Source organism: Bradyrhizobium genosp. P (assembly GCF_049949265.1).
Classification (GTDB): Bacteria; Pseudomonadota; Alphaproteobacteria; order Rhizobiales; family Xanthobacteraceae; genus Bradyrhizobium.
This window is the reverse complement of the sequence record NZ_CP188195.1, coordinates 4882275-4896668: the sequence shown is the minus strand read 5'-3', so window position 1 is coordinate 4896668 and position 14394 is coordinate 4882275. Positions and strand designations below refer to the sequence as shown.

The window sequence follows — 14394 nt, the reverse complement described above, 5'->3', positions numbered from 1 at the left end:
TCGTCTTACATGCCGCGCTCGATGACCTTGAGCCCGCCCATATAGGGCTGCAGCACATCGGGCACCGCGATCGAACCATCCTGCTGCTGATAGGTCTCCATGACAGCGATCAAAGCGCGCCCGACCGCCGTGCCGGAGCCGTTCAGCGTGTGCACGAAACGCGGCTTGCCGTCGGGTCCGCGATAGCGCGCATCCATGCGGCGCGCCTGGAAATCGCCGCACACCGAGCAGCTCGAGATCTCGCGATAGGCGCCGCCGTCGCCCTGCCCCGGCATCCACACCTCGATGTCGTAGGTCTTCTGCGCCGAAAATCCCATGTCGCCGGCACACAGCGTCATCACGCGGTAGTGCAGGTCGAGACGGCGCAGCACTTCCTCGGCGCAGGCCAGCATGCGCTCATGCTCGTCCTTGCTGGTCTCTGGTGTCGTGATCGAGACCAGCTCGACCTTGGTGAACTGGTGCTGGCGGATCATGCCGCGGGTGTCGCGGCCGGCGGCACCGGCCTCGGCGCGGAAGCACGGCGTCAGCGCCGTGAGCCGCATCGGCAGCTCCTTGTCGTCGACGATCGACTCGCGGACGAGATTGGTCAGCGATACTTCGGCGGTCGGAATGAGACCAAGGCGCGCACTGCGCAGGTCGGCGTTTGGCTTCGCGAACAACTCGCCACTGACTGCCCAGAACTGGTCGTCCTCGAATTTCGGTAATTGCCCGGTGCCGAACATCACGGCATCGCGCACCAGGAGCGGCGGATTGATCTCGGTGTAGGCGTGCTCATTCGTATGCAGATCGAGCATGAATTGTCCAATCGCACGCTCCAGCCGCGCCAGGCCTCGCTTGAGTACGACGAAGCGCGCGCCGGACAATTTCGCCGCCACCTCGAAATCCATATCGCCGAGCGCGCCTCCGAGATCGTCATGCGGCTTGGTGGCGAAGCCGTACTCGCGCGCCTTGCCGAAGACGTGGTGCTGGACGTTGCCATGCTCGTCGGTACCATCAGGCACTTCGTCGAGCGGTAGATTTGGAATCGCGGACAATTCCTTCGCGAGTTCCTCGTCCGCGGTCTTCGCCGCCGACTCGAGCTCCGGCATCGTGGTCTTCAGCTCGGCGACTTCAGCCATCAGCTTCGCCGCGCGCGCCTCGTCTTTAGCCTTCTTGGCGTCGCCGATCTCCTTCGACGCCGCGTTGCGGCGCGCCTGCGCCTGCTCGGACGCCAGGATCGCAGCACGGCGCCGCTCGTCGATCGCGAGCAGCGACGGCGACAAGGCCCCGAGTCCGCGGCGCTTCAGGCCGGCGTCGAAGGCGTCTGGGTTGTCGCGGATCGCTTTGATGTCGTGCATGGATCATTTTCCCGTCATGGCCGGGTTTATCCCGGCCATCCACGTCTTGCTTCCATGGTCTGTAAAAGACGCGGATGCCCGGGACAAGCCCGGGCATGACGGATAATCGCTACTCGGCCGGATCCGCCGCAGGCGGGGCGCCCGACGCGGCAGCCGCGGCGGCGGCCTTCTTCTCCACCATGCGGACGGAGATGATCGAGCCCTCGTAGAGCGCGAGCAGCGGGATCGCGAGCGAGGCCTGGCTCAGCACGTCGGGCGGGGTCAGCACGGCCGCGATGATGAAGGCGACCACGATGAAATACCGCCGCTTCTCTTTCAGCATCTTCGAAGTGACGATACCGATCCGCCCGAGCAGCGTCAGGATCACCGGAAGCTGGAACGCGATGCCAAAGGCGAAGATCAGCGACATCGTCAGCGACAGATATTCGCCGACCTTGGGCAGCAACTGGATTTGCGCGGTTTCCGGACCGGCGGTCTGCTGCATGCCGAGCGAGAACCGCACCAGCATCGGCAACACCACGAAATAGACCAGCATCGAGCCGAGCACGAAGAAGAACGGGGTCGCAATCAGATACGGCAGGAACGCGCCGCGCTCGTGCTTGTAGAGGCCAGGCGCCACGAATTTGTAGATCTGGGTTGCCACGATGGGAAACGAAATGAATCCGGCGCCGAACAGCGACAGCTTCAATTTGGTGATGAAATATTCCAGCAGCGCCGTGTAGATGAACTTCGAATTCTCCGGCCCCGCCACCCAGACGAACGGCCACACCAGGATGTTGTAGATCTGCGTCGCAAAGAAGAAGCAGAAGATGAAGGCTATGCCGAAGCCGAGCAGCGCCTTGATCAGCCGCGAGCGCAGCTCGATCAAATGATCCATCAAGGGGGCCTTGCTGGCCTCGATGTCTTCGGCGCTCATGACGCTCTCGCGTCCTTGAGCACTTCAGGTTCAACAGGATGGGGCTGCTCCGGCGTCACATCCTGCGCCGCCGGCTGCACCTCATGGGTGATCGCAAGCGGTTCGCTGGTCGCAGCGTGGCTCTCGGCCTCGACGAAGGTTTCCGGCGTCGGCGCGGCCGGTGTCGTCGGCGTCACCGGTGCGTCGCTTGACGTCACCGGCGCATCGCCTGCCGATGTTACTGGCGCATTGATCGCGGAGGCTACTTGCGCATCGACGGGCTTGTCGATCTGCAGGGAGTCGCTGACGTCCTTTTGTAGCGAGGTCATGATATTCCCGCTGGTGATGCCGGTTGCGGCTTCCCTGACCTCGTCAAAGCTCTTCTTGAGGTCGGCCATTTCGGCCTCGCGCATGGCTTCCTGGAACTGGCCCTGGAATTCGGCGGCCATCTTGCGGGCCTTGCCCATCCATTGCCCGACCATGCGCAGCACGCCCGGCAGTTCTTTCGGGCCGATGGCGATCAGCGCGACGACCGCGATGACGACCAGTTCACTCCACCCGATATCGAACATGAAATCTTCCGCCTAAGCGCGCCGTAACGACCCCATTCCTCCTAACAGGATTTGGGGCTGCCGGTGCTTTTTCCCAACCGGCGTCCATAGCGCTTTCAAGCGACGGCGTCACCGTTCCGCGCGAACAAAAACGTCGAAATGAGCGTCAGCGCAACGGCCTTAGACGGCCTTGCTACCGACATCCTGACGCACGGCCGACGGCGCCGCATTGTGATCGATGGCCTTGGCGGGCTCGGGCTTGTCGGCGACCTTGTCGTCGTCCTGCATGCCCTTCTTGAAAGCCTTGATGCCCTGGGCCACGTCACCCATGAGGTCCGAAATCTTGCCGCGCCCGAACAGCAGCAGGACCACTGCGATCACGACGATCCAGTGCCAAATGCTAAGCGAACCCATCCTGCAAACCTCCAGAAATGGCCGGCGAACCGACCTGAACTTAGCCGGAAGGTAGGCCCGCGGGGTGTCAAAAACAAGGACCTCAGCCGCGGCAAATCGCTGTCGCGGCTACGTAATATTGCTAGCCTTAACCGGGAATATTTCGGGCTATTCGCCCTTCTCTTCAGACCCGACCTCACCGCCCTCGTCGCTGCTGCTGGCTTCAGGCTCAGAGCCTTCCGGCGCGGAGGCCTCAGGCTCGGCGGCTTCCGGCTCGGCCGCAGGCGCGAGCAGCAGTTCCAGCGTGTCGCCGGGCTCGAGCGGTTCCTCGTCCTCGCGCAGCGCCGCGTCATCTGACGGCGACGGAACGCTGAAGCCCGTGGGCAAGCGCGAGTCGAGCAGACCGGTGCCCTTCAGCTCTTCGAGTCCTGGCAAGTCGCCGAGCGCCTCCAGGCTGAACTGCGACAGGAACCCGTCCGTAGTCCCGAACGTCAGCGGACGGCCCGGAGTCTTGCGGCGGCCGCGGGGGCGGATCCAGCCGGTCTCCAGCAGCACGTCGATGGTTCCCTTCGATGTGACGACGCCGCGGATCTCCTCGATCTCGGCGCGCGTCACCGGCTGGTGATAGGCGATGATCGCGAGCACCTCGATCGCGGCGCGTGACAGCTTGCGGGTCTCGGTGCTCTCCCGCGTCATCAGCCATGACAGATCGCCGGCGGTGCGAAACGTCCACTTGTTGGCGACGCGAACCAGATTGACGCCGCGCGGCGCGTATTCCGCCTGCAACTGCGCCAGCGCCAGCTTGATGTCGACGCCTTCGGGCATCCGCTTGGCCAGCGCCGCCTGCTCGATCGGCTCGGCCGAAGCGAACAGCAAGGCTTCCAGCAGCCGCAATTCTTCGGGACGCGCCATCGGATCCGCCGGAGGAACCTCCTCGGTCTCTTCTACGCGCTTTTCCGCCAGGCTTGCCATGGCTTGCTCTCCTTCTTGCACTTACTCAACCGAAAGGTCCGGAGCAGCCATCGCGGCTTGCGCTGGACGCTTTCGGAAATAGATCGGCGCGAACGCCTGCTTCTGATTGATCTCCATCTCGCCTTCGCGAACCATCTCAAGCGCCGCAGCGAAGCTCGATGCGAAGACCGTCGCTTTCTGCGTGGGATCGGCGACGTAATTCATCAGGTACTCGTCGAGGCAGCTCCAGTCCTCGGCGATGCCGACCAACCGCTCCAGCGAGGCGCGCGCTTCGGCGAGCGACCACACGGTCCGCCTGGCCAGATGCACCGTGGTGAGCACGCGCGACTGCCGCTGGGTCGCATAGGCCGACAGCAGGTCGTACAGCGTTGCGGTGAATTTGGGATGGCGGATTTCCGCAATCGATTCGGGATTGCCGCGCGGAAAAATATCGCGCTGGAACTGCTGCCGGTTCATCAGCCGGTTCGCCGCCTCGCGGATCGCCTCCAGCCGGCGCAGCCGGTTGGCAAGCGCAGTTGCCATCTCCTCGGCGCTCGGCCCCTCCGCGCTCGGCGGTTCCGGCAACAGCAGCCGCGACTTCAGGTACGCAAGCCACGCCGCCATCACGAGATAGTCGGCAGCCAGTTCGAGGCGGATCTTGCGAGCAGCCTCGATGAACGAGAGGTACTGATCGGCGAGCGCGAGGATCGATATCTTCGACAGGTCGACCTTCTGCTGCCGCGCCAGCGTCAACAGCAGGTCGAGCGGCCCCTCATAGCCCTCGACGTCGACCACGAGCGACGGCTCGCCCTCCGCAAGGTCGGCCGGCCGCCCGGTCTCGAACGATAGAATTTCAGCGGTCATGCCGTCCTTACCCGATCCATCAACGCGTCCAGTTCCGCCCGTGCCGCCTGCCGGTCGAGCGGCTGCGGCGGCTTCCGCGCGGCCAGCGCCTGGTTGGCACGCTCAAGCGCCATGCCGGTCAATTCCGGCGTCTCGCGCGCGACCTCGCGCATTTCGTCGATATTGCCGTTACAGTGCAGGACCATGTCGCAACCGGCGGCAATGATGGCCCGGGTCCGCTCGGCGACCGATCCGGCCAGCGCATTCATCGACACGTCATCACTCATCAACAAACCTTGGAAGCCAATCACGCCGCGAATCACCTGCTCGATGATTGTCGCAGAAGTCGTCGCCGGATGGGCGGGGTCCAGCGCGCTAAACACAACATGTGCGGTCATCGCCATCGGCAGGTCCGCTAGCGGCTGGAACGCGGCAAAATCGGTCAATTCCAGCTCGGATCTGGCGGTATCGACCGTCGGAAGCCGAAAATGGCTGTCCGCCGTGGCCCTTCCATGACCGGGGATATGCTTGAGGACGGGCAGCACACCGCCCTGATCGAGCCCCTCGGTGACCGCCCGGCTGATGGCAGCGACTTTGCCCGGCTCGGTTCCATAAGCCCGGTTGCCAATCACCGCATCGGCCCCGGCGACGGGAACATCCGCCAGAGGCAGACAATCGACGGTAATTCCGAGATCGATCAGGTCGGCCGCGATCAGGCGGGAACTCAGCCGGGCCGCGGTCTTACCTAGGCTCGGGTCGATGTCGTAGAGCGCACTGAAGCTCGCGCCGGGCGGATAGGCCGGCCAGTGCGGCGGCCCCAGCCGCTGCACCCGGCCGCCTTCCTGGTCGATCAGGACCGGCGCATCGGCATCGCCGGTCGTGCTTCTGAGTTCCCCAACGAGAGCAGAGACTTGTTCCGGCGTCTCGATGTTGCGCTTGAACAGGATAAAACCCCATGGGCGCTCGGCGCGCAGGAATTCGCGCTCGGCGTCGTTGAGAACCAGTCCCGATATGCCCGTTATGAATGCGCGGTTCGCCATACGGCCGATTAGGCCGCATGGCGCTCACGGGTCAAGGAAACCGCCGTTAATTCCTTTGGACGACGCACTGTCCGCCGGCAGATTTCAGGCTGCCGCAGAACTGCGACGCCTCATCCGGCGAGCCGAACGGCCCGACCATGGCGCGGTAATAAACGCCCTTCTCTCCGAGATCGGCCCGCTTGATCACCGGAGAGCGCGACCCGAGCACGCCCGGGAACTTGCCCTGCAGCGCCCGGTACGACGCCTGGGCGTCAGCCTCGTTCTTCTGCGAGGACACCTGAACCAGGTATCCACCGCCGCCGCTGCTGACCGAAGCGGTCGACGTCGACGCGATCCGGGTCGGCGGCGCGGCCGGAGCTTGATCAGGCTGGCCGCCAGGAGCAAGTGACAACGGAGCGTTGGCGCTCGCATTGGCCGATGACGGGTTGCCGCGCGAGACCGGAGGCTTTGTCCCCGGCCTGCCCGGTGCAGGTGCCGCGGCCGCCGCGGGCGAACCATCGGGCGTATCGCCCTTGACGGACAGGGTCCGGATCTTGCGCGGCTCACTGTTCGCCAGCGTCCCGTTGGCATTTACCAGCGGAGGCGGCGCGGCCGGCGCGACGCTCGCGACCGGCGGCGGGTTCGCGTTTGCGTTCAGCGGCGGGAACACCACGCGCGGTCCAGCAGCCTTGGCATTGACGTCGACAGGGGCCTCCTCGCGCGACACGATCTTCTCGGTGCCATCGCCCGCGGCCATCCGGTCCGGCGTCTTGGCCGGTGCGTCGGCCTGAGCCGGGATCACCTTGGTCGGGGTGTTGTCGGCCTTGATGATCGGCGGATCGCCGCTGCGGGGCGAGCCGACATAGGTGCGGTACGCGAACGCACCACCGGTCCCGACCACCGCAAGTGCCAGCACCGCGGCAACCGTCATCAAGCCGTTCGAGCGCCGGCGCGGTTCGGGCTCGTCCTCATAGCCCTGATAGGCATAGGGATCGTCGGGATAGGCCGGGTCGCGCTGGAGGTCCTGCTCGCTGGCTTCCAACTGGCCGTACAACGCATCGTCGTAGCGCGACGGGTCGGCGTCGTGGTCGGCAGTCTGGTACTGCGGCTCCTGCTGATAGGTCTCAACCGGCTGATAGGTCTGGACCGGCTCGTAACTCTGGACAGGCTCGGGCGCAGGCGCAGCCTGCGGGGGCGCGTAGCGGTGCAGCGGATGCACAGCGCTCGGCTGGAAATCCGGCTCCGGCTGGGGCTCTTCATAGTCCATTTGCGGCGGCGGAGCAGCTTCCCGACGCGCGCGCTGCATCCAGGGCGGCGGCCCCGCGGGCGGCGCATCTTCGTCGTCCACCGGCGACTGAGGCTGCGCCCGAACATTGGCGCGCGACTGCAGCGGGTGCGGCGGCGGCTTGTTAGCCGTGCCGAACGCGTCGGTCTGACCGATCAGCCGGGCCAATTCGGCCAGCGGATCGGTCTCGGCCCTGGAAGCCGCATCCGGATAACCACGATCGTAGTCATCTGCGGAGGGAAAAGGTCGGTCCTGATATCGATCAGCCATCGTAATGATGCATCCCCTTAGGGACAGCGCCAAATCGCCGGTACAGCCGGTACAAACGAATTGGCCCCTGCCAGATGCCCCCACGAATCCCCACTCGTGAGAGCCAAATGCCCCTGCCTACCGCATCTCGGTTGGAGCCTGGACGCCTAGTACACCTAAGCCCGATGCCAGAACCGAGACGACGCCCTGAACCATTGCCAGTCGCGCCCTCGTGATCTCTGCATCATTATTGATAATGAAGCGTAAATAGGGCGAATCGCGCCCCTTGGTCCAAAGCGCGTGAAATTCACTGGCCAAATCATACAGATAAAAAGCGATTCGGTGGGGCTCATGTGCCACCGCCGCCGCCTCGACCAGCCGCGGATAGAGCGCCAACTGCTTTAACAGCTGTAGCTCGGCCGGGTCGGTCAGCCGGTCCACGGCGGCATTCCGCAGGTAGGCCAGCCGGGCATCATCGGCCTCCGGCAGATCCGGAACCGCCTCCTCGCGCGCATTGCGGAAGATCGAATGGCCGCGGGCATGACCGTACTGAACGTAGAAGACGGCGTTGTCCTTGGACTGCTCGATCACCTTGGCGAGGTCGAAATCGAGCACCGCGTCGTTCTTGCGGAACAGCATCATGAACCTGACCGCGTCGGAACCGACCTCGTCGACCACCTCGCGCAGGGTGACGAATTCGCCGGAGCGTTTTGACATCTTCACCGGCTCGCCGTCGCGCAACAGTTTTACGAGCTGCACGATCTTGACGTCGAGCGTCGCCTTGCCCGCGGTCACGGCCTTCACCGCCGCCTGCATCCGCTTGACGTAGCCGCCGTGATCGGCGCCGAACACGTCGATCAGATTGGTGAAGCCACGCTCAAACTTGTTCCTGTGATTGGCGATGTCGGAGGCGAAATAGGTATAGGAGCCGTCCGACTTGATCAGCGGACGATCGACGTCGTCGCCGTAAGCCGTGGCGCGGAACAGCCACTGCTCGCGGTCCTCGTAATCCTCGACCGGCTTGCCCTTCGGCGGCGGCAGGCGCCCCTCGTAGATGTCGCCCTTGGCGCGCAGGAAATCGATGGTCTCGGCAACCTTGTTGTTGCCTGACGTGATCAGCGACCGCTCGGAGAAGAACACATCGTGATGGATGTTGAGCGCGGCGAGATCGCCCTTGATCATCTCCATCATGTCCGCGATTGCCTTGTCGCGCACGATCGGCAGCCACGCGGCTTCCGACAACGTCAGCAGCTTGTCGCCGTATTCTTTCGCCAGCGCTTCTCCAACCGGCTTCAGATAGTCGCCCGGATAGAGCCCTTCCGGGATCGCGCCGATGTCCTCACCGAGCGCCTCGCGGTAGCGCAGGAAGGCCGAGCGCGCGAGCACGTCGACCTGGGCGCCGGCGTCGTTGATGTAATATTCACGGCAGACGTGGAAGCCCGCGAATTGCAGCAGGCTGCACAGCGCATCGCCGAACACTGCACCGCGGCAATGCCCGACATGCATTGGTCCGGTCGGATTGGCCGAGACGTATTCGACATTGACCTTCTCGTCCCCGCCGATGCCGCTTTGCCCGTAGGCCGCACCGGCGGCGAGCACGGCGCGCAACGCGTCGGCCCAGACCTGCGGCTTCAGCGTCAGGTTGATGAACCCGGGTCCGGCGACATCCACTGACGCAACCAGCGCATCGGCGCGCAGCCGCTCCGCGATCTTGTCGGCGAGCTCGCGCGGCTTGGCCTTGGCGTCCTTGGCGAGCACCATCGCGGCGTTGGTCGCCATGTCGCCATGGCTGGCATCGCGCGGCGGCTCGACCACGACACGCGCCAGATCGATACCGGCAGGCCAGTTGTCCTCGGCTGCGACAGCGGCACAAATGGCGTGCACGCGCGCCAGCACGTCGGCGAAAAGATGTGGTGAAGCAGTGGTATCGGCCATGGTCGCCGCCTAACGCAAATCCGGGGTCGAGTCAAAAAGCCTCTGGTGCTCGATCAGGGCGAAACGGTCGGTCATTCCGGCGATGAAATTGCCGATCCGCCTGCTCCGCGCGCCCTCGGTCTCCTGCGCGGTGCCCTCGATCCATTCCCCCGGAAGGTCGGCCAGCGATTGCCGGTAACGCTCGAACAGGTCGCGCACCACCTGTTCCGCCTCCCCCATGACCTGCATCACCCGGTGATGACGATACATCCGCCGGTACAGGAACGCCTTGATCGCCGCCTCCTCCTCCGCCACGTCCGACGGAAACGCGATCAGCGGCGCGTGGTGATGGCGCACGTCGTGGGCGGACTGGGGCTCGGCGGCAGCGAGGCGCGTGCTCGCCTCCGCGAGCACCGCACCGATGAAGTGCGAAATCAGCTCGCGCACGAGTTCGGCGCCCCGCCTTACCTCATCGAGCCCGGGATAATGCCGGTCGATCTCGCCGATGATCTCTGATGTCAGCGGCATTTCCTTGAGGTCGTCGACGGCGAACAGGCCGGCGCGCAGGCCGTCGTCGATGTCGTGGGCGTCATAGGCGATGTCGTCGGCGAACGCCGCGACCTGCGCCTCGAGCGAGGCGTAGCTCCAGAGCTCCAGGTCGTAAGTCTTGTCGTAGTCGGCGATCCCGACCGGAATGCCGGTTTCAAGATAACGCCCGACCGGCTCACCGCTGCGCGCGGTCAGGGGACCATTGTGCTTGACGATGCCCTCGAGCGATTCCCAGGTCAGGTTCAGCCCGCCGAACTCGGGATAGCGATGCTCCAGCGAGGTCACGACCCGCAACGTCTGCGCATTGTGGTCGAAGCCGCCATGGTCTTTCAGGCATTGATCGAGCGCCCGCTCCCCGGCGTGGCCGAACGGCGGATGGCCGAGATCGTGTGCCAAAGCGAGCGTTTCGGTCAGGTCCTCGTCGAGCCCGAGCTGCCGGGCCAGCGCGCGGGCGATCTGCGCCACCTCCAGCGAATGGGTCAACCGGGTGCGGTAGTGGTCGCCCTCGTGGAAGATGAAGACCTGGGTCTTGTGCTTGAGGCGGCGGAACGCGGTGGAATGGATCACGCGGTCGCAGTCGCGCCGGAACGGGCTGCGGGTCCGGCTCGGCGGCTCTGCGAACAGCCGGCCCCGGCTGCGATCGGGGTCGCAGGCATAGGGCGCGCGGGGGGCAGCCATTCCGACCGACACGGTATTTTAGTCCTTATCCATTTGATTCTATGGCCTGACGCACTTAACTATGTCTGACGCGGCCTACCAAATGAATTGGGTATGACGCGCCTCCACCGGAGACTGACCATGACTGCTGCCATCACCGTCAGCGAACGGGCTGCCCGCCGCATCGGGCAAATCCTCAGCAAGGAAGGCGACGGCGCCAAGCTGCGCATTTCTGTCGAGGGCGGTGGCTGCTCCGGCTTCCAGTACAAGTTCGATGTCGAACGCACCCAGGCCGATGACGACCTCGTGATCGAGCGCGACACGGCCGTGGTGCTGATCGACCCTGCCTCGGTGCCGTTCCTGGCGGGCTCGGAAGTCGACTTCGTCGACGATTTGATCGGCGCCTCGTTCCGCGTCGTCAATCCGAACGCCACCGCATCCTGCGGCTGCGGCACCAGCTTCTCGATCTAGGCCTTCTCCTTTCAGCGTTCCGTTCGAGCTTCGAGGAAGCTTTACGGCCGAGACACATGTCTGCCTCCGTTCTTGTCTGCAGCTGGGAAGAAGCGCGCGAGCGCTCCCGCGCCATTCGCTACAGCGTCTTCGTCGAAGAGCAGAGCGTGCCGGTGGAACTGGAGTGGGACGACATGGACGCGTCGAGCTGGCACGCGCTGGCGTTCACCAGCGACGGCGGGCCCGTGGCCACGGGCCGGTTGTTGCCCGACGGCCATATCGGCCGAATGGCGGTGCTCAAGGCCGCGCGCGGCACGGGCTTGGGGGCTCGTGTGCTGGACGCCCTGATGGCCAAGGCGGCCGAACTCGGGTACCGGGAACTGATCCTCAACGCGCAGACGCACGCTGAGCCGTTCTACGCGCGTGTTGGGTTCGAGCGGGTCGGCGAGGAATTTGAGGAGGCCGGCATCCCGCACATCGAAATGCGGAAACGCTTGGTCTAAGCGAGACGCTTGTCGATGAACGGGCGCGACCCGCAATGACGTGTTGTGAACCCCTCCACGTTGGGGGTATCGCAGTGGCTACGGGCTGACAGCCAATGCAGAAAACCCACACAAATAGAGGACTTCCGATGGCAGTTCGGGTAGCGACATGGAACGTCAATTCGATCCGCCAGCGGATCGAACATCTCGTGAGCTGGCTGAAAGAATGCTCCCCGGACATCGTCTGCCTGCAGGAGATCAAATGCGTCGACGAGGCGTTTCCCCGCCTCGAAATCGAGGCCCTCGGCTACAACGTCGTCACCCACGGCCAGAAGACCTTCAACGGCGTCGCGCTGCTGTCGAAGCTGCCGTTCGACGAGACCAAGTCCGGTCTGGCCGGCGATGACGAGGACGCCCACGCCCGATTCCTGGAGGGTGTCGTCACGCTGAAACAGGGCGTGGTCAGGGTCGCCTGCCTTTATCTGCCCAATGGTAACCCGGCGAATACCGACAAATATCCATACAAACTCAAATGGATGTCGCGGCTTCTTGAGTACTCGAAGGAGCGGCTTAAGACCGAGGAGCCGCTGATCCTGGCTGGCGACTTCAACGTTATTCCAGCGGCTCGGGACGTCTACAATCCGGCCGCATGGACGGACGATGCCCTGTTCCGCCCCGCCACCCGGGAAGCCTTCCAGTCGCTGCTCGGCCTCGGCCTGACCGACGCGCTGCGTGCGGTCAACGACGAGCCCGGCCAGTACACGTTCTGGGACTATCAGGCCGGCGCCTGGCAGAAGAACTGGGGCATCCGGATCGATCACCTGCTGATGTCCCCGCAGGCCAGCGACCGGCTGATCGATGTCGGCATCGACAGCTATGTCCGCGCCTGGGAGAAGCCGTCCGACCACGTTCCGGTCTGGGCCGATCTCGATTTCGAAACGGCGTGACGCCGGTTAGAACGTCAACTGCACCTTCATGGAGCGTGAGCGGTCGCTGGCGAGTTCGAACGCATCGACCGCCGATTCGAATGGGACCGACGCCGAGACGAGCGGCTTCAGATCGACCAACCCCTCGCCCATCAGCCGCAGCGCCAGCTCGAATTCCGCATCGAACCGGAACGTGCCGCGGAGCTGCAGCTCCTTGGCGACGATGGTGTTGATCGGCAGCGTCACCTCTCCGCCGAGCCCGACCTGGACGATCACCGCACCAGGCCGCAGCACGTCGAGCGCCGACCGCAGCGCCGCCTGATTGCCGGAGGCTTCGAACAGCACGTCGAGCTGTCCCTTGCCGGCTTTGTACGGTTCGAGCGCGGCAGCGTCCGTGGCGCTGTTGATCGCCAACGTCGCCCCGAGCTTCCGGGCAATCGCAAGCGGCGCCTCAGCGATGTCGGTCGCGACGATCTCCGACGCGCCGCCATAGCGCGCGACCACCACCATCAGCGCCCCGATCGGCCCGCAGCCCGTCACCAGCACGCGCTTGCCGAGCAGGCTGCCGGCCTGGCGGCCGGCATGAAGACAGACGGCAAACGGCTCGGCCATCGCAGCCTCCGCCAACGACAGGCGGTCCGCGATCGGAATCGCCTGTGACGTATCGACGGTCACAAATTCGCGGAAGCCACCCTGCACGTGAGGAAAGCGCATCGCACTGCCGAGGAAGCGCATGTCCGTGCACTGGTTGCGCATGCCTTCCCGGCAATACGAACACTGCCCACACGGCAAGCTCGGATTGACCGCGACCCGCATGCCGGCGCGGAGGTGGGACGCACCGGTGCCGACATCGGCGATCGTTCCGGAAATCTCGTGCCCCAGCGCCATCGGCTCTCGGATCCGCACCGTGCCGAAGCCGCCGTGATGGTAGTAATGCAGGTCGGAGCCGCAGATGCCGCCGGCTGCGATCCTGACGCGCACCTGATGCGGCGCCGGCTCGGGGTTCTCAAAACTGTCGATCCGCAGATCGTGGGAAGCGTGGATGACGACGGCGCGCATGGGCTATTCACTCGATTGAAGTCCGGCCGGATCGCCGCGATCACATCGCCGCCAGCATGCCGCCGTCGACATAGATGATCTGTCCGTTCACGTAGTTGGAGGCTTCGGACGCGAGGAAGATCGCGGCGCCGACCAACTCATCCGGCTTGCCCCAGCGCTTCGACGGGATCCGTGACATCAGCCAGTTGTTGAACTCGGGGTTGGACATCAGCGCCTCGTTCATGTCGGTCAGCATGTAGCCCGGTCCGATCGCATTGGCCTGAATGCCGCTCACCGCCCACTCGACCGCCATCGCGCGCGTCAGGTTGCGAATGCCGCCCTTCGCCGCCGTGTAGGGCGCAATGGTTGGCCGCGCCAATTCGCTGCCGAGCGAGCCGATATTGATGATCTTGCCGCGCTTGCGCGGGATCATTCGCTTCGCCGCCTCGCGTCCGATGACGAACGCGCTGGTGAGATTGGTCTCGATCACCTTGCGCCACTCATCGGTCGTGAATTCGACCAGCGGCTTGCGGCGCTGGATGCCGGCGTTGTTGACGAGGATGTCGACATCGATGCCATCGCGGTCGAAGCGCTCGAAGGCGCCGATGATGGCCGGTTCGTCGGTGACGTCGAAGGCTGCGCCTTCAGCCTTGTGCCCCGCGGCGCGGAACTCGGCGACGGCACTCTCCACCCGGGCAGGGTCGACCCCATTGATGATCAGTCGCGCGCCGGCCTTCGCCATGCCTTCGGCGATGGCGCGGCCGAGGCCGCGGGAGGAGCCGGTCACGAGCGCGGTGCGGCCGGACAGATCGAACAAAGCGGTGCTCATGAGGTCCTCAAGCGGGCTGCGCGCTG

Annotated in this window: 15 protein-coding genes; 3 read left to right on the top strand and 12 right to left on the bottom strand. The window is 64.8% G+C overall.

What is annotated here, in order from left to right; translation table 11 throughout:
• Window positions 1-5: 5 nt before the first annotated feature.
• The 10 genes from serS to ACP2YO_RS23645 form a co-directional block, all read right to left on the bottom strand.
• On the bottom strand, window positions 6-1337 hold the full coding sequence (serS, locus tag ACP2YO_RS23690) for a serine--tRNA ligase (RefSeq protein WP_426442971.1): 1332 nt from the start codon (window positions 1335-1337) through the stop codon (window positions 6-8).
• A gap of 109 nt (window positions 1338-1446) precedes the next feature.
• Window positions 1447-2253, bottom strand: coding sequence for a twin-arginine translocase subunit TatC (gene tatC, locus ACP2YO_RS23685; protein WP_426442970.1), 807 nt, complete (start codon window positions 2251-2253; stop codon window positions 1447-1449).
• A complete protein-coding gene (gene tatB, locus ACP2YO_RS23680) occupies window positions 2250-2804 on the bottom strand; it encodes a Sec-independent protein translocase protein TatB (RefSeq protein WP_426442969.1) in 555 nt (184 codons plus the stop codon). The genes tatC and tatB overlap by 4 nt, the downstream gene beginning before the upstream one ends.
• Before the next feature lie 159 nt (window positions 2805-2963).
• A complete protein-coding gene (locus tag ACP2YO_RS23675) occupies window positions 2964-3197 on the bottom strand; it encodes a twin-arginine translocase TatA/TatE family subunit (RefSeq protein WP_426442968.1) in 234 nt (77 codons plus the stop codon).
• 147 nt (window positions 3198-3344) lie between these two features.
• Window positions 3345-4148: an SMC-Scp complex subunit ScpB gene (gene scpB / locus ACP2YO_RS23670; RefSeq protein ID WP_426442967.1), complete on the bottom strand. Its 804-nt coding sequence runs from the start codon at window positions 4146-4148 to the stop codon at window positions 3345-3347.
• A 21-nt stretch (window positions 4149-4169) separates the two neighbouring features.
• Window positions 4170-4991, bottom strand: coding sequence for a segregation and condensation protein A (locus ACP2YO_RS23665; RefSeq protein WP_426442966.1), 822 nt, complete (start codon window positions 4989-4991; stop codon window positions 4170-4172).
• Entirely contained in the window at window positions 4988-6010 is a 1023-nt protein-coding gene (nagZ, locus tag ACP2YO_RS23660) for a beta-N-acetylhexosaminidase (RefSeq protein ID WP_426442965.1), read from the bottom strand. The genes ACP2YO_RS23665 and nagZ overlap by 4 nt, the downstream gene beginning before the upstream one ends.
• Window positions 6011-6056: 46 nt before the next feature.
• Window positions 6057-7544, bottom strand: a complete 1488-nt coding sequence (locus tag ACP2YO_RS23655) for an SPOR domain-containing protein (RefSeq protein WP_426442964.1) — start codon at window positions 7542-7544, stop codon at window positions 6057-6059.
• Between the two features lie 117 nt (window positions 7545-7661).
• Window positions 7662-9458, bottom strand: coding sequence for an arginine--tRNA ligase (gene argS, locus ACP2YO_RS23650; protein WP_426442963.1), 1797 nt, complete (start codon window positions 9456-9458; stop codon window positions 7662-7664).
• A 9-nt stretch (window positions 9459-9467) separates the two neighbouring features.
• The gene (locus ACP2YO_RS23645) at window positions 9468-10676 is read right to left on the bottom strand and encodes a deoxyguanosinetriphosphate triphosphohydrolase (protein WP_426442962.1); all 1209 of its coding nucleotides are present in this window, start codon (window positions 10674-10676) and stop codon (window positions 9468-9470) included.
• A 108-nt stretch (window positions 10677-10784) separates the two neighbouring features.
• Here ACP2YO_RS23645 and erpA point away from each other — a divergent pair, with 108 nt between their 5' ends.
• From erpA to xth, 3 genes are all read left to right on the top strand, one after another.
• Window positions 10785-11114, top strand: a complete 330-nt coding sequence (gene erpA / locus ACP2YO_RS23640) for an iron-sulfur cluster insertion protein ErpA (protein ID WP_426442961.1) — start codon at window positions 10785-10787, stop codon at window positions 11112-11114.
• A 56-nt stretch (window positions 11115-11170) separates the two neighbouring features.
• Window positions 11171-11596, top strand: coding sequence for a GNAT family N-acetyltransferase (locus ACP2YO_RS23635; protein WP_426442960.1), 426 nt, complete (start codon window positions 11171-11173; stop codon window positions 11594-11596).
• Between the two features lie 128 nt (window positions 11597-11724).
• Window positions 11725-12522: an exodeoxyribonuclease III gene (xth, locus tag ACP2YO_RS23630; protein WP_426442959.1), complete on the top strand. Its 798-nt coding sequence runs from the start codon at window positions 11725-11727 to the stop codon at window positions 12520-12522.
• Window positions 12523-12528: 6 nt separating this feature from the next.
• On the opposite strand, the gene ACP2YO_RS23625 is transcribed toward xth, so the two are convergent.
• Both ACP2YO_RS23625 and ACP2YO_RS23620 read right to left on the bottom strand, forming a co-directional pair.
• On the bottom strand, window positions 12529-13560 hold the full coding sequence (locus ACP2YO_RS23625; RefSeq protein WP_426442958.1) for an L-idonate 5-dehydrogenase: 1032 nt from the start codon (window positions 13558-13560) through the stop codon (window positions 12529-12531).
• Window positions 13561-13600: 40 nt separating this feature from the next.
• Entirely contained in the window at window positions 13601-14368 is a 768-nt protein-coding gene (locus tag ACP2YO_RS23620; RefSeq protein WP_426442957.1) for an SDR family oxidoreductase, read from the bottom strand.
• Between the last annotated feature and the right edge of the window lie 26 nt (window positions 14369-14394).

Bases quoted from the DNA above. Each gene is read 5' to 3' on its own strand.
- serS (WP_426442971.1), bottom strand. From the start codon at position 1,337: ATGCACGACATCAAAGCGATCCGCGACAACCCAGACGCCTTCGACGCC.
- tatC (WP_426442970.1), bottom strand. From the start codon at position 2,253: ATGAGCGCCGAAGACATCGAGGCCAGCAAGGCCCCCTTGATGGATCAT.
- tatB (WP_426442969.1), bottom strand. From the start codon at position 2,804: ATGTTCGATATCGGGTGGAGTGAACTGGTCGTCATCGCGGTCGTCGCG.
- ACP2YO_RS23675 (WP_426442968.1), bottom strand. From the start codon at position 3,197: ATGGGTTCGCTTAGCATTTGGCACTGGATCGTCGTGATCGCAGTGGTC.
- scpB (WP_426442967.1), bottom strand. From the start codon at position 4,148: ATGGCAAGCCTGGCGGAAAAGCGCGTAGAAGAGACCGAGGAGGTTCCT.
- ACP2YO_RS23665 (WP_426442966.1), bottom strand. From the start codon at position 4,991: ATGACCGCTGAAATTCTATCGTTCGAGACCGGGCGGCCGGCCGACCTT.
- nagZ (WP_426442965.1), bottom strand. From the start codon at position 6,010: ATGGCGAACCGCGCATTCATAACGGGCATATCGGGACTGGTTCTCAAC.
- ACP2YO_RS23655 (WP_426442964.1), bottom strand. From the start codon at position 7,544: ATGGCTGATCGATATCAGGACCGACCTTTTCCCTCCGCAGATGACTAC.
- argS (WP_426442963.1), bottom strand. From the start codon at position 9,458: ATGGCCGATACCACTGCTTCACCACATCTTTTCGCCGACGTGCTGGCG.
- erpA (WP_426442961.1), top strand. From the start codon at position 10,785: ATGACTGCTGCCATCACCGTCAGCGAACGGGCTGCCCGCCGCATCGGG.
- ACP2YO_RS23635 (WP_426442960.1), top strand. From the start codon at position 11,171: ATGTCTGCCTCCGTTCTTGTCTGCAGCTGGGAAGAAGCGCGCGAGCGC.
- xth (WP_426442959.1), top strand. From the start codon at position 11,725: ATGGCAGTTCGGGTAGCGACATGGAACGTCAATTCGATCCGCCAGCGG.
- ACP2YO_RS23625 (WP_426442958.1), bottom strand. From the start codon at position 13,560: ATGCGCGCCGTCGTCATCCACGCTTCCCACGATCTGCGGATCGACAGT.
- ACP2YO_RS23620 (WP_426442957.1), bottom strand. From the start codon at position 14,368: ATGAGCACCGCTTTGTTCGATCTGTCCGGCCGCACCGCGCTCGTGACC.